Source organism: Xenophilus sp. Marseille-Q4582 (assembly GCF_916700565.1).
Lineage (GTDB): Bacteria > Pseudomonadota > Gammaproteobacteria > Burkholderiales > Burkholderiaceae_C > Xenophilus.
Genome location: NZ_CAKAKO010000004.1, coordinates 894,706 through 907,922, shown reverse-complemented (window position 1 = coordinate 907,922; position 13,217 = coordinate 894,706). Strand labels below are relative to the sequence as shown.

Sequence of the window (13,217 nt, the reverse complement as noted above, 5' to 3'; positions counted from 1 at the left end):
TCGATCTCCGGAAAACGGAACATGCCCTGACCCTGCGCCCCATCGCCCGGCCCGCGGCGCAGCCAGCGCCGCCGCCGGCCGTAGGCGCAGGCCGACGGCCTTCGTTCGGCTCTTCAAGCGCCGAGTGGCGCCTCAGCGCGGAGCAGCGGCGCCATCCGCCTGCCGCGCGTCGGCCAGCGCCCAGGCGAAGATGCCCAGGCCGGCCAGCGCCAGCAGCGCGCCGACCCAGCCGGTCGACGTCCACCCCAGCCCGGCCGCGATGGACATGCCGCCCAGCCAGGCGCCCAGCGCATTGGCCGCGTTGAAGGCCGAATGGTTGAGGGCGGCGGCCAGGGTCTGCGCGTCGCCGGCCACGTCCATCAGCCGGATCTGCAGCGCCGGCCCCATGGCCACCATGGTGCCGATGAAGAACACGCCCAGCGCCGCGGAGGCCCAGTGGTGCGCGGCCGGCACGAAGGCCAGCAGCACCCCCAGCGCATAGACCAGCAGGCCGCCGATGGTGGGCATCAGCGCCTTGTCGGCCAGGCGCGCGCCCACGACGTTGCCCGCCACCATGCCGACGCCGAACAGCGCCAGCACGAAGGGCACATGGCCCACCGACAGGCCCGACACCTCCACCAGCGTGGGCTTGATGTAGCTGAAGACGCTGAACATGCCGCCGAAGCCGATGGCGCCGATGCCCAGCGTGAGCCAGACCTGCTTGCGCCGCAGCGCACCCAGCTCGCGCAGCGGGCTGGCGCCGGCCGCGGCGGGAATGTGCGGCACGTCGCGCCGGATCATGGCCACCGCCAGCAATGCGATCACGCCCACGAAGACGAAGGCCGCGCGCCAGCCCCAGTGCTGGCCCAGCCAGGCCGCGATGGGCACGCCCACCAGCGTGGCGCCCGTCAGCCCCAGCATGACCAGGCCCACGGCCCGTGCGCGCCGCCCGGGCGGCGCCAGCCCGGCCGCCACCAGTGCCGCCACGCCGAAGTAGGTGCCGTGCGGCAGGCCGCTGAACAGGCGCAGCGCATTGAGCGAGACATAGCCCGGCGCGGCGGCGCTGGCAAAATTGCCCAGCGCGAACACGGCCATCAGCGCCATCAGCAGCGCGCGGCGGCCCCAGCCCGCGGCGGCCACGGCCAGCAGCGGCGCCCCCACCACCACGCCCAGCGCGTAGGCGCTGATCACGTGGCCGGCTTGGGGAATGCTCACGCCCAAGTCCTGCGCCACCTCGGGCAGCAGGCCCATGATGACGAATTCGCCGGTGCCGATGGCAAAGCCGCCCACGCCGAGCGCCAGCACGGCGCGCAGGAAATGGGCGGGGGACGCAGGTGCGGAGGAAGGCGACGCGGACGCGTCGGCACTGAAGCTCGGGTTCACGGAAAGGGGCGTTCGTCTGGAGAGGGGGCGAGCCACGCGGGCGCGGCGCAGGGCTCGCCGCTCGTCAGGGGCACCGGGGCGAATTAAGGGAAAACCCTAGCTCCAGGACGATAGCACGGGCCTTGGCGGGCTGCCGGCGCCTGGCCGCATCTCCACCGGCGGGCATGGGGCCTTCACGGCACCGTCTTGCAAGCCCCGGCCCCTGCATGGCCGGGTCGACGCGCGCCGGCCGCTTTTCTGCTTTTCTGGCCCTCAGAAAGGAATGAGGTCCAGCACCACGCCGTAGCCGTTCACCACGCAAACGGCGCGCCGCCCGTCCGCGTTGTTGAGGATGACTTCGTAGTTGCCGTCGGGCCGCATGCGCGAGCCGCCAAAGGCCGTGCTCTGCCAGGGCCGCTGGAAGAAGGACTCGCCCGCCTTGGCGCAGTTCATGTTGGCCGCGACCGGGGCGGAGCCATGCGTGCCGGGCACCGGCGCGCCGGGCCCCAGGCTGGGCTGGAACGGTGCGGCGCAGGCGGCGAGCAGCAGCGCGAGCGCACCGAGAGGCACGGCGCGCACGGCGAACCGGGCCGGGGCCGAAGACAACGAAGGGAAGCGCATCGCGTGGGTTCCGAAGCTCAGGAAGCGCGCATTCTCGCCCTGCCCCATGACGCCCTGGTTCCACACCACGCGCCGCGCGGGCGCAGCCTCACGGATCCAACTGGATCTTCTTCTCGGCGATCACCTGCTTCCAGCGCTCGCTGCTGGCCTTCATCGTCTGCGCCAGCGCCTGCGGCGCGCCGCCTTCGGGCGTCATGGCCATGGCGGCAAATTTCTGCGCCGTCGCGGGCGCCTTCAGCACGGCGTCCAGCTCGCGGTTCAGGCGCTCGATGATGGCGGGCGGCGTCTTGGCCGGCGCCAGGATGCCGAACCAGGTCTGGCCTTCGTAGCCCGTGAAGCCCTGCTCCGCCAGCGTCGGCACCTGCTCCCAGGCCTTCACGCGCTGCGCCGCCGTGGCGCCGATGATCTTGAGCTTGCCCTGCTGCGCGCTGGGCAGCGCCTGCGCGGGCGACATGAACATCAGGTCGATCTGGTTGCCCATCAGCGCCGTGGCCGCGGCGGGCGAGCCCTGGAAGGGCACATGCAGCAGGTCCACGCCGGCCGTCTGTTCGAGCTGGATGCCCCACAGGTGCGCCACGCTGCCCAGGCCCCAGGTGCCGTAGCTCAGCTTGCCGGGCTGCGACCTGGCCAGCGCGATCAGTTCGGCACCGCTGTTCACGGCCAGGCCCGGGCGCGCCACCAGCATCAGCGTGGGCCGCGACACCAGCACCACGGGCGCGAAATCGCGCGCGGGTTCGTAGCCGGCCTGCTTGTAGAGCAGCGGGTTCAGCGCCTGCGTGTCCAGGTTGCCGATCACCAGCGTGTAGCCGTCGGGCGCGGCGCGCGCCGCTTCGCGCGTGCCGATCAGCGCGTTAGCGCCGGGTTTGTTGTCGACGATGACGGGCTGGCCCAGGCGCGGGGCCAGGCCCTCGCCCAGCGTGCGGGCCACCGTGTCGGCCGGCGAGCCCGCCACATAGGGCACGATGATTTTCACGGGCTTGTCGGGGTAGGACTGGGCCTGGGCCGGGGCGGCCAGGGTCAGGGCGGCCCACAGGCCAAGGCCCAGGGCTGCCATGCGGGAAGAAGCAGCGGGGCAAAGGTGTGACATGGGTGTGCTTTTGAACGCGAATGAAAAAAAAGGGTTGGGCAGGCACACTCGGCGCCTGCGCCGTGACCCCTCGCGGATCGCGGCTGCGGTCGGTCCGAATCAGTCGGTCTTGATGTCGTTGGCCTTCACGACCTGCGCCCAGGCCCGTGCGTCGGCCTCGAGGAAGCGGTGGAAGGCCTCGGGCGCTTCCCCCACGGGCGTGAGGCCGTAGCCCTGCAGCGTGGCGCGAAACTCGGGTGAAGCGACGATGCGCTGCGACTGCGCGAGCAAGGCCGCCAGCACCGGCTCCGGCGTGCCCCTGGGCGCGAAGATGCCGTGCCAGGAGTCGCCGACGAAGCCGGGATAGATTTCGGCGATCGCGGGCACGTCCGGCAGCGCGGCGATGCGCTGGGGACTGGACACGCCCAGCGCGCGCACCTTGCCGGCCTTGACCTGCGGGATGGCGCCTGTGCTGGCGTCGAAAGCGACGTCGATGCGCTGCGCGATCACGTCGGGCACGAATTGATCCTTGTAGGGCACGTGCGTCATGGACACCCCGGCCTGGTTCAGCAAGCGCGCCAGCGCCACGTGCGTGCCCTGGGCGATGCCCGCGCTGGCATAGCTCAGCGCATCGGGCCGCGCCTTGGCCTCGCGCATCAGGTCCTGCAGGGTCAGGTACTTCGACTGCGCCGAAGTCACCAGGACATAGGGCACCGACAGCACGCGCGTGATGGGCACGAAGTCCTCGGCCTTGTACGGCAGCTTCTTGTAGACGAAAGGGTTGATGGAAAAGGTGTTGTTCACCGTCCAGAGCAGCGTGTAGCCGTCGGCGGTGGCATTGGCCACGGCCTGCGCGGCGATGATCGTGCTGGCGCCCGGGCGGTTGTCCACGATGACGGGCTGCCCGGTGGATTGCGTGAAGGCGTTGCCCCACAGCCGGGCGATCACGTCGGGGGAGGTGCCGGCGGGAAAAGGCACGACGAGCCGCACCGGCTTGGCGGGATACGCCGCCCGCGCCTGCACACCGCATGCGCAGGCCGCCAGCAGGGCACTGGCCATGCCCAGCACCAGGCGTCTTGGAAAACGGGGGGATGTCATCGTGTTGTCTCGCTCGTGGTCTTCAAAAAAAACGGCAAAGAATGGCAGGCTCAGGCCTTCAGGCCCAGCCGTTTCACCAGGCCCGGAAAGTCGGCCATGTCCTGGGCAATGGTGGCTTCGAGCACGTCGGCCCCGCCACCGGCCAGTTCCCAGCCGTTGACCTGTGCCCTCGCCCGCATCTGCGTGTCGGCCAGCGCGTGGTTCAAGGCCTTGTTGAGCCGCGTGACGACGCGCGTCGGCATGTCCCTGGGCACGGCCAGCCCGATCCAGAACGAGGGGTCGAAGCGCGGCAAGCCGCTTTCGGCCAGCGTGGGCACCTCGGGCATCGAACCCAGCCGGCGCGCCGCGGTCTGCGCCAGCGCCGCGATGGCGCCGATCTTCAGGCCGGCCTGGGCCGAGGAAAAGTCCAGCAGCGCCAGTTGCACCTCGCCGGCCATCAGCCCGGTGATCAGCAGGCCCGAGCCCTTGTAGGGCACGTGGACCAGGTCCGCACCCGTGAGCGACTTGAACTGCTCCAGGGCGATGTGGTTGGTCGCGCCGATGCCCGCGCTGCCGTAGAAGAGCTGGCCCGGCTGCGCCTTGGCCTGCTGGATGAAGGCGCCCAGCGTCTGCCACGGCGACTTCGCGGGCGTGCACAGCAGGCCCACGGCTCGCAGCGCCAGGCCGACAGGCGCCAGCTCGCGCGGCGGGTCCACCTGCGCGCCCTGCTGCACCAGCGGCGCGATCACGTGGTTGGAACGCGAGGTCACGAGCACCGTGTAGCCGTCGGCCGGCGCCGCGGCCACGGCGCTGGTGCCGATCAGGCCCGCGGCGCCGGGCCGGTTGTCGACGATCAGGGGCTGGCCCAGTTCGCCGCGCATGGACTCGGCCAGGAAGCGGCCCACGATGTCCGACGGCCCACCGGGCGGGTTCGGCACGATCAGGCGGATGGGCCGCTGCGGGTAGCCGTCGGCCGCGGCCAACACGGACCGCATCGGCCCGAGGGCGGCGAGACCGGCAACCGAGCCGGCCAGGAAGGTTCTGCGAAGGGTCATGCCTGTGTCTCCATGTCGGGCGATGCGGTGCGCCCGCCCAGGGTTTCGGCCACCCAGTCGGCGATGTACGCGCCGGCATTGGCCGAGTTGTCGAAACTGGAATGCTGGGCGCCGCCCTCGCGCTCGGTGAACACCTTGAGTTCACGCTGCGGACTGTTCACCAGTTGGTCGTAGGTGCGCTGCGCCCAGTGCAGGGGAATCTGCGAATCCTTCTCGCCGTGCGTGACGAGGAAGGGCACGCGGATCTTCTCCACCACGCCGTCCAGGTGCACGCGCTCGGCGATGCGCAGGAATTCGTCCTGGTCCTGCGCGCCCCACACCCAGCGCACATGCTCCCAGTAGTGCGGCACCGGAAAGCTGCCCTCGCGGGCCAGGCGCTTGTGCTGCACGTCGCGCCAGTCGTGGTTGGCACCCCAGACCACGCCGCAGGCGAAGCGCGGCTCGAAGGCCACGGCGCGCGGGCAGAAGTAGCCGCCCAGCGACACGCCTTCGAGGCCGATGCGCCGCGGGTCCACGTCGGGCCGCGCCTGCAGCCAGTCCACCACCGGGGCGGCCCAGCGCTCAGCCTCCACCAGCGCCGTGAGGCCGTGCAGGCGCAGGGCCTCGCCCGAGCCGGGCTGGTCGATGACCAGCGAGGCCACGCCGCGCTGCGCCAGCCAGCGCGGCAAGCCCACGCGGTACTTCATCTCCTTGGTGGAGTCGAGGCCGTTCACCTGCACCAGCAGCGGCGCGCGGGCGCCGGCCGGCACGCCTTCCGCGCGCACGTAGAGGCCGGCGATGGGGGCATCGCCGTACGGAATCTCGACCCGCTCGCAGTTCTCGCCCGCCAGGCGGATGCCGCGCGCGAAGGTGTCAAGAAAGCGCCGGTACAGCGCATCGCGGCCCGGCGCGCCATGGCCCTGTAGCCGCTCGGCCGTGATCAGGTAGGTGGCGGCGCGGCCCAGCTTGTCGCCAGCAGAAATGAGGCGGCCACGCGCCTCGTCTTCGGCCGCCAGCGCGCACAGCTGGTCGGCCATGCGCTCCCAGCTCTGGCGGAAGGCCAAAGAGGCGGCGGCATCGGGCTGCTTCGCGGCCTCCTGCAGCGGCGCGCACATGGCTTCGATCTCGCCGATGCGCGCACCCATCTCGATGGCCAGATCGACCGAGAGATTCCAGACGTAGTTCGTCGGGAAGTACTTGAACATGCGTGTCTCCTTCTTCTCTTGCTCTTGTTCAGCGCGCGGCACCGCGGGGCGCGGCGGGGTGCCGAGAGGCGCCGCCCGGCTCCGCTCAACTGCCGTCCGAAATCAGCGTGCCGCCGTCCACCACCAGCGTCTGGCCGGTGATGAAGGCGCCGGCCGCCGCGGCCAGCAGCACGGCCACGCCGGCGACTTCGTGCGGCTCGCCGACGCGGCGCAGCGGCGTCATCGCCAGCCGGCGCGCCATGAAGGCGGCGTCGGCAAGCAGCCCTTCGGCCAGCGGCGTGCGGATCAGCCCCGGCGCGATGGCGTTGGCGCGCACGCCCCGCGGCCCCCACTCCACGGCCAGGTTGCGCGCCAGCTGCGCCAACGCCGCCTTGCTCATGCCATACAGGCCGATGGCGCCATTGCCACGCAGCGCGGCAATGCTGGCCATCAGGATCACGCGGCCTTCGCCGCGCTGCGCCATGCCCGGAAGCAGAGCGGCACACAGCCCATGCGCACTGGCCAGGTTGACCTGCAGCACACGCGCCCAATCGTCCTCGGCCACGTCCAGCAGCGGGCCGGCCGGGCCCTGCATGCCGGCGTTGCACACCAGGGTGTCGATGCGGCCGAAGGCCTGCAGCGCGCCGTGGGCGAGCGCGTCGACCTGCGCCGCCTGCGCAAGGTCGCCCGCCTGCACCGCCACGCGCACACCGGCCTGGCGGCACTGCGCGGTCACGGACGCCAGGTCCGCGGCCTCGCGATCCGACAGCACCAGGTCCGCGCCCTGCTGCGCAAAAGCCAGGGCAATGGCGCGGCCCAGCCCACCTGCGGCCCCGGTGACCAGCGCCACCTGCCCGTGCAGGCTGAACAGGCTTTCGGGAGCGCACGGCAGCGCCTTGCCCTGCTTACTCAAGCTTCACCCCCACGCGCCGGATGACCTCGCCCCAGCGCGCGGTCTCGGTGCGGATCAGCGTGCCGAACTCGGCGCGCGAGCTGGGCGCCACGCTCAGCCCCAGGTCGGCGTAGCGCTGCACCACCTCGGGCGACTGCAACGCCTTCACCACCGCGTCGTGCAGCAGGTGGGCAATGGGCTCGGGCGTGCCCGCCTTCACCATCACGCCGGTCCAGCCCGACACGTTCAGCTTCGGCAGGCCCAGCTCGGCGATGGTCGGAACCTGCGGCAGCTGCGGCAGGCGGCGCTCGCTGCCGACCACCGCCAGCGCGCGCGCCTTGCCCTCGCGCACCAGCGGAATGCTGCTGGGCGTCACGTCCAGCATCAGGTCGATGTGGCCGGCCATCAGGTCCTGCACGGCGGGCGCGCCGCCCTTGTAGGCGACGTGGGTCATGCGGCCCTTGAGCTCGCCGTTGAGCATCTCGACCCAGATGTGCGGCTGGCTGCCCATGCCGTAGGAGCCGTAGTTCAGCCCCTTCTCCGAATGCGCAGCCCGCACCAGGTCCTGCCAGCTGCGCAGCGGACTGTGGGCCGGCACGATCAGCAGCGTGGGCGTGACCAGCAGGCGGGTGAGCGGCGCGAAGTCCTTGAGCGTGTCGTAACTCAGTTTGGGGTACAGGCCGGCGTTCATGGAGAAAGGCCCGAGGTCGCCGTACAGCAGGGTGTGGCCATCGGCCGGCTGCTGCTTGGCGAAGTTGACGCCGATCTGTCCGCCCGCGCCCGGCCGGTTGTCGACGATGACCGGCTGGTGCAGCTGCTCCGCGAGCTTTTGCGCCAGCATGCGTGACAGCGCATCGCCGAAGCCGCCCGCCGGATAGGGCACGACCCAGGTCAGCGGCCGGCTCGGAAAGGATGCCGGGGTCTGCGCCTGCGCCCGTGGCGCCAGCGTGGCCAGCGACGCCAGGGGCAGCGCGGCGGCACCGCGAAGCAGCGAACGTCGGGGGAGTCTCGAGAAGTTCATGCAGATGTGCGCATCCAAGCTACGCTTCAGATCAGGGAAAAGGAAAAGGGGTCATGGGCCGCGTCGTCGAACTGCGGCTCGAGTGCCCGCCGCACCAGCGCCTCGGGCGAACCGTCGTCGCGCAGGCCCAGCCCGCGCGCGGCGCGGTCGTCCAGCACCGGGTAGCGACCGAACACGGCCTCCACCTCGGGCTGCGGCGCATGGCGCACCAGGCGCTCACCGTCCACGCCATAGGCCGCTGACAGCGTCTGCACCACCTCGGCGATGGACAGCCGCAGCACCGGCAAGGGCCAGGCGCGGGCGCCCTGCCCGTCCGGATCGCGCGCCGGGTCCATGCAGGCGGCGTGCATCAGGTTCTGCACGCAACGCCGTGCCGACATCCACCAGGCGGTGGCCTGCGGGCCGACCGGGCAGACGAAGGGCTCGCCCGCCGCCACCGCATGCAGCAGCTCGCTCATGAAGGCCGACACCAGGCCGGACGGCGCGCGCGGCCGGGCCACGATGCCCGGCAGGCGCAGCGAGCGGCCATCGAGCAGGCCGCGGCGCGTGAAGTCCGCCAGCACGATCTCGCAGGCCAGCTTGTGCGCGCCATAGGTCATGGGCGGGCGCGTGAAGCTGGCGGGTGTGACCGGGTCGGGCAAGGGGCTGCCGTAGACGGCGATGGTGCTGGCGTAGACCACCACGGGCGCGGCCTCTGCGCGCGAGCGCGCGGCATCGGCCAGCGTCTGGAACAGGTCCAGCGTGGCGTCCAGGTTGACGCGGCGGCTCAGCGCCGGATCGGCCTCGGCCGCGCCGCCGGGCACGGCGGCCAGGTGGAAGCACAGCTGCGGCGCGAAAGCGGCGATGCGCTCCTGCAGGCCGGCGTCGGCCAGGTCGCCTTCCAGCACCAGCGCACCGCCGCAGTCGGCCGGCAATTGCCGGTCCGCCAAGGCCAGCGCGCTGATCGGCTGCCCGCCCACCTGCCCCTGGGCCTGGAGCAGGCGCACGAGCGTCGCGCCGATGAAGCCACCGGCCCCGGTCACGAGGACGCGCATCGTTCAGTCCTCGAAGATGGCCACGGCGCGCGTCCAGCCGGCCGAGGCGCCGCGGATCTTGTGCGGGAAGCAGCAGATGGTGAAGCCGTCGGCCGGCAGCGCTTCCAGGTTGTGCAGCTTCTCCAGGTGGCAGTAGCCGATGTCGCGCCCTGCCTTGTGACCTTCCCAGATCAGCGAGGTGTCGCCGGTCTCGGCGATGCGCCGGGCGGTGTAGGAAAAGGGGGCGTCCCAGCTCCAGGCGTCGGTGCCGGTCAGGCGCACGCCGCGCTCCAGCAGGTACATGGTCGCCTCATAGCCCATGCCGCAGCCGGCGTGGATGTAGTCGTTGCGCCCGTAGCACTGGCCAGCGCGCGTGTTGACCACCACGATCTCCAGCGGCGCCAGCGTGTGGCCGATGCGCCGCAGTTCGGCCTCCACGTCGGCGGCCGTGACCACATAGCCGTCGGGAAAGTGGCGGAAGTCCAGCTTCACGCCGGGGCGGAAGCACCAGTCCAGCGGCACCGCGTCGATGGTGGTCGACGGCCGGCTGCCGCCCAGCTTGGCGTCCTGCGTGGAATGGAAGTGGTAGGGCGCGTCCAGGTGCGTGCCGCTGTGCGTGGTCAGCGTCACCCATTCCGAGGCGGCCGCCTCCCCGTCGGGATAGTCCTCGGCCTTCGTGCCGGGGATGAGCTGCATGAACTCGGGCAGCGTGTCCGTGTGCTTCTGGTAGGTGATCTTCGGCGCCAGCGGCGGCGGGTCGGAGAGCACGTCGTTCTCCAGGTAGATGGACAGGTCCACGAATCGCGGCATCGTCGGCTCCCTCAATCCTGCGGCGGCGCGGCGCACACCACCTGCTGGTCGATGGCGCCGAACACCGGCGCGCCCTGCCAGCGCGCTTCCATGCGCACGCGGTCGCCGAAATGCATGAAGGGCGTGCGGCTTTCGCCCTGATCGATCAGCTCGATGGCGCGCCGCTCGGCGATGCAGGCTGAGCCCTTCGCGCCGCCCGCGTTGCTCACCGTGCCCGAGCCGATCACGGTGCCCGCCGACAGCCGGCGTGTCTTCGCGGCATGCGCGATCAGTTCGTCGAAACCGAAGTTCATCTCGCGCCCATTGGGCTCGCCGAACCACTGGCCGTTGTACTGCACGGCCAGGTCCAGGTGCACGCGCGCATCGCGCCAGGCCTCGCCGATCTCGTCGGGCGTGACGGCCACGGGCGCGAAGCTGGACGAGGGCTTGGCCTGGAAGAAGCCGAAGCCGGTGCGCATTTCGCGCGGGCCGAAGGCGCGCAGGCTCACGTCGTTGATCTGCACCAGCAGCCGGATGCGCGAACGCGCCTGCGCGGCCGTGCAGCCCATCGGCACCGGGCCCACGATGGCGCCGAACTCACCCTCGAAGTCGATGCCATGCGCCTCGTCGGGCAGCGGCACATCGTCGTGCGGCCCGAGGAAGTCGTCGCTGCCGCCCTGGTACATCAGCGGGATGCGTTCGCTGTCGGGGATGGGCGCGATGTCGAAGGCCTTCTCCATGAGCCGGCCGTGGTTCAGGAAGGCCGAGCCGTCGCACCACTGGGGCGCGCGCGGCAGCGGCGCGGCGGCGGCCACCGGGTCGAAGGCAAAGGCGCCCGGCGCCTGGCCGGCATTGAGCGCGTCGTAGCGCTGCGCCAGCGCGGCCGCAACCTCGTCCCACCGCTCCACCGCATCGAGCAGCGTGGCGGCGATGTCGTCGGCGGCCACGGCATGGCGCAGGTCGCGCGAGACGACAACCAGTCGGCCGTCCTTGCGGCCATTCTTCAGGGTGGCGAATTTCATGGGGAAGTTCTTTCGTTCCAGTGAACGGGAGGCAGGCCCGCCACTGGCGAGCGGAAGCTGGGCAAGGTGCTGCCGCGCAGGCTGCCGAGGTAGACGGTCCGCAGGTCGGCGCCGCCGAAGCTGAGGCTGGCCATCCACGGGGCCAGCGTGCCGCAGGCGGCGGCCATGATCTCGGGCGTGAGCGTGCGCGCTTCGTAATGCGCGTCGAGCGCCCGGGTGGCCTGCGGGTTGCCGTCGTCCAGCAGCGTCAGCAGCTCGCCGTCGGGCGTGATGGCCACCAGCCGGTCGGCCATGACCAGCGTGACCCACAGGTTGCCGAAGGCATCGAAGGCGAAGCCGTCGGGAAAGCCGGGCAGCCGGGCCGGGCCGTAGACCTCGCGGCCACTCAACGCGCCGTCTTGCCCCACGCGCAGGCGCGAGATGCGGCGCGCGTTGCTTTCGACCACGTAGAGCCATTCCTCGTCCGCGTCCATGCGGACCTCGTTGGTGCCCTCGAAGCCATCGGCCACGATGCGCACGCCGCGCTCGTCGATGAGGGCGATGTAGCCGTCCGCCACGCGGGCGTTGATGGAATCGGTCCAGGGCTGCATGCGGGTGGTCACCGTGAGCCAGAGGCGCCCGCGCCGGTCGCGCAGCACGAAGTTGGCCTTGCCCAGCGGCTGGCCGTCGATGCGGTCGAACAGGCGGCGCACCCGGCCCTGCCGGTCCATCACCTCCACCGCATCGGTGCCCCAGTTGGCGATCAGGAAGTCGCCATTGGGCAGCAAGGCCAGGCCGTTGGGCAGCGAGCCCTGGCTGAGCACGTAGCGCTCGGCAAAGCCCGGCGTGGCCGCAGCGGCGCTTGCAGCGGCGGGCGCGATCAGCTGCTGCGCGCCGTCGGGCGCGATGCGCATCACGCCGCCGCGCGCATCGGCCGCCCACAGGGTGCCGTCGCGTTCGGCCAGCACGCATTCGGGACGCTGCAGGCCGTGGCCCACGTGGCGGATGGCGCTGCGGTCGACCTGCCAGCCGCGAAGAGGATTGTTCTTTTGCATGCGCTCGGGACAAGGAAGAGCGCGCAGCTTAGGGACCGGGTGCCCTGCGCACCAACCGATTCTTCCGATGCCTGCCATCGCCGCGGCCGATACCTGGGCGCGAAGGCAGCCTCCAACATCGCCGCCCATTCACAAGGAGAGCCTGCATGCGGTACCAGCGCATCGACCTCAACCTGTTGAGCGCCCTGGACGCCCTGCTGACCGAGCGCAACGTGACGCGCGCAGCCGAGCGCATGCACATGACGCAGTCGGCCATGAGCGGCGTGCTCGCGCGGCTGCGCGACTATTTCGGCGACCCGCTGCTGGTGCAGGTCGGGCGCACGATGCAGCTCTCGCCGCGCGCCGAAAGCCTGATCGCACCCGTGCGCGACATCCTGCTGCAGGTGGACGCTACGCTGGGCGTGAAGCCCGAGTTCGCGCCGGCCGAGGCCGAGCGCAAGTTCCGCATCATCGCGTCCGACTATGTGTCGCAGGTGCTGCTGACCGAAGTGCTGCGGCGCATTGCCCGCGCCGCGCCGCGCCTGAGCTTCGACGTGCGGCCCACCTACGCGGGCATGGCCGAGGACCTGGACAAGGGACGCGTGGACTTCCTCGTCACGCCGGCCCACCTGACCCTGGCCGAGCATCCGCAGGAGGTGCTGTTCGACGACACCTACCACGTCATCGCCTGCCAGCAGAACACCCGCCTGGGCGCGCGCATCTCGGCCGAGGACTACCGTGCCCTGGGCCATGTGGTCTACCAGGAGGAACAGGGCAGCAACCCGTGGTTCGAGCAGTGGTACGCCAACCAGCACGGTTCGCGCCGCATCGAGGTGGTGGCCCACGGCTTCCTGCTGATGCCGCGCTTCGTCGTGGGCACCGAGCGCATCGCCACCATCCAGACCCGGCTGGCGCACCAGTTCGTGCAGGCCATGCCGCTGCGCCTGCTGGAGCCGCCCTTCGACGCCCCGCGCCTGACCGAAGTGCTGCAGTGGCACCGCTACCGCGACGAAGACCCCGGCGTGCGCTGGGTGCGCGCGCAGATCGCGGAAGTGGCCCATGCCATGCCGGCGATGTAGCGCGCCGCGCGCGCTGCGCGGGACGTCCGCCTGCGGGCGGGGCGGGCCCGTGCGGACGCGGCCCT

General features: G+C 71.3%; 13 protein-coding genes. 1 reads left to right on the top strand and 12 read right to left on the bottom strand.

Features of this window, described 5'->3' with window-relative positions; all coding sequences use genetic code 11:
• Positions 1 to 132 precede the first annotated feature (132 nt).
• The 12 genes from LG388_RS19730 to LG388_RS19675 form a co-directional block, all read right to left on the bottom strand.
• Positions 133 to 1,362: an MFS transporter gene (locus LG388_RS19730; RefSeq protein WP_225784374.1), complete on the bottom strand. Its 1,230-nt coding sequence runs from the start codon at positions 1,360 to 1,362 to the stop codon at positions 133 to 135.
• A gap of 252 nt (positions 1,363 to 1,614) precedes the next feature.
• Entirely contained in the window at positions 1,615 to 2,010 is a 396-nt protein-coding gene (locus LG388_RS19725) for a hypothetical protein (RefSeq protein ID WP_225784373.1), read from the bottom strand.
• 40 nt (positions 2,011 to 2,050) lie between these two features.
• On the bottom strand, positions 2,051 to 3,016 hold the full coding sequence (locus LG388_RS19720) for a tripartite tricarboxylate transporter substrate binding protein (RefSeq protein WP_225784372.1): 966 nt from the start codon (positions 3,014 to 3,016) through the stop codon (positions 2,051 to 2,053).
• Positions 3,017 to 3,148: 132 nt separating this feature from the next.
• The gene (locus tag LG388_RS19715) at positions 3,149 to 4,126 is read right to left on the bottom strand and encodes a tripartite tricarboxylate transporter substrate binding protein (protein WP_225784371.1); all 978 of its coding nucleotides are present in this window, start codon (positions 4,124 to 4,126) and stop codon (positions 3,149 to 3,151) included.
• A 50-nt stretch (positions 4,127 to 4,176) separates the two neighbouring features.
• Positions 4,177 to 5,160 (bottom strand): tripartite tricarboxylate transporter substrate binding protein, encoded by a 984-nt coding sequence (locus tag LG388_RS19710; protein WP_225784370.1) that lies wholly within the window; start codon positions 5,158 to 5,160, stop codon positions 4,177 to 4,179.
• Complete coding sequence (locus LG388_RS19705; RefSeq protein ID WP_225784369.1) at positions 5,157 to 6,344, bottom strand: S9 family peptidase; 1,188 nt, start codon at positions 6,342 to 6,344, stop codon at positions 5,157 to 5,159. The genes LG388_RS19710 and LG388_RS19705 overlap by 4 nt, the downstream gene beginning before the upstream one ends.
• 85 nt (positions 6,345 to 6,429) lie before the next feature.
• On the bottom strand, positions 6,430 to 7,236 hold the full coding sequence (locus LG388_RS19700) for an SDR family NAD(P)-dependent oxidoreductase (protein WP_225784368.1): 807 nt from the start codon (positions 7,234 to 7,236) through the stop codon (positions 6,430 to 6,432).
• Complete coding sequence (locus tag LG388_RS19695; RefSeq protein WP_225784367.1) at positions 7,229 to 8,236, bottom strand: tripartite tricarboxylate transporter substrate binding protein; 1,008 nt, start codon at positions 8,234 to 8,236, stop codon at positions 7,229 to 7,231. The genes LG388_RS19700 and LG388_RS19695 overlap by 8 nt, the downstream gene beginning before the upstream one ends.
• Positions 8,237 to 8,262: 26 nt before the next feature.
• A complete protein-coding gene (locus LG388_RS19690) occupies positions 8,263 to 9,270 on the bottom strand; it encodes an NAD-dependent epimerase/dehydratase family protein (RefSeq protein WP_225784366.1) in 1,008 nt (335 codons plus the stop codon).
• Positions 9,271 to 9,273: 3 nt separating this feature from the next.
• Entirely contained in the window at positions 9,274 to 10,059 is a 786-nt protein-coding gene (locus LG388_RS19685) for a cyclase family protein (RefSeq protein WP_225784365.1), read from the bottom strand.
• An 11-nt stretch (positions 10,060 to 10,070) separates the two neighbouring features.
• Positions 10,071 to 11,060, bottom strand: a complete 990-nt coding sequence (locus LG388_RS19680; RefSeq protein ID WP_225784364.1) for a fumarylacetoacetate hydrolase family protein — start codon at positions 11,058 to 11,060, stop codon at positions 10,071 to 10,073.
• Entirely contained in the window at positions 11,057 to 12,094 is a 1,038-nt protein-coding gene (locus LG388_RS19675; protein WP_225784363.1) for an SMP-30/gluconolactonase/LRE family protein, read from the bottom strand. The genes LG388_RS19680 and LG388_RS19675 overlap by 4 nt, the downstream gene beginning before the upstream one ends.
• Positions 12,095 to 12,240: 146 nt before the next feature.
• Here LG388_RS19675 and LG388_RS19670 point away from each other — a divergent pair, with 146 nt between their 5' ends.
• Positions 12,241 to 13,152: a LysR family transcriptional regulator gene (locus tag LG388_RS19670; RefSeq protein ID WP_225784362.1), complete on the top strand. Its 912-nt coding sequence runs from the start codon at positions 12,241 to 12,243 to the stop codon at positions 13,150 to 13,152.
• Positions 13,153 to 13,217 lie beyond the last annotated feature (65 nt).

Bases quoted from the DNA above. Each gene is read 5' to 3' on its own strand.
- LG388_RS19725 (WP_225784373.1), bottom strand. From the start codon at position 2,010: ATGGGGCAGGGCGAGAATGCGCGCTTCCTGAGCTTCGGAACCCACGCG.
- LG388_RS19720 (WP_225784372.1), bottom strand. From the start codon at position 3,016: ATGGCAGCCCTGGGCCTTGGCCTGTGGGCCGCCCTGACCCTGGCCGCC.
- LG388_RS19715 (WP_225784371.1), bottom strand. From the start codon at position 4,126: ATGACATCCCCCCGTTTTCCAAGACGCCTGGTGCTGGGCATGGCCAGT.
- LG388_RS19710 (WP_225784370.1), bottom strand. From the start codon at position 5,160: ATGACCCTTCGCAGAACCTTCCTGGCCGGCTCGGTTGCCGGTCTCGCC.
- LG388_RS19705 (WP_225784369.1), bottom strand. From the start codon at position 6,344: ATGTTCAAGTACTTCCCGACGAACTACGTCTGGAATCTCTCGGTCGAT.
- LG388_RS19695 (WP_225784367.1), bottom strand. From the start codon at position 8,236: ATGAACTTCTCGAGACTCCCCCGACGTTCGCTGCTTCGCGGTGCCGCC.
- LG388_RS19690 (WP_225784366.1), bottom strand. From the start codon at position 9,270: ATGCGCGTCCTCGTGACCGGGGCCGGTGGCTTCATCGGCGCGACGCTC.
- LG388_RS19685 (WP_225784365.1), bottom strand. From the start codon at position 10,059: ATGCCGCGATTCGTGGACCTGTCCATCTACCTGGAGAACGACGTGCTC.
- LG388_RS19680 (WP_225784364.1), bottom strand. From the start codon at position 11,060: ATGAAATTCGCCACCCTGAAGAATGGCCGCAAGGACGGCCGACTGGTT.
- LG388_RS19675 (WP_225784363.1), bottom strand. From the start codon at position 12,094: ATGCAAAAGAACAATCCTCTTCGCGGCTGGCAGGTCGACCGCAGCGCC.
- LG388_RS19670 (WP_225784362.1), top strand. From the start codon at position 12,241: ATGCGGTACCAGCGCATCGACCTCAACCTGTTGAGCGCCCTGGACGCC.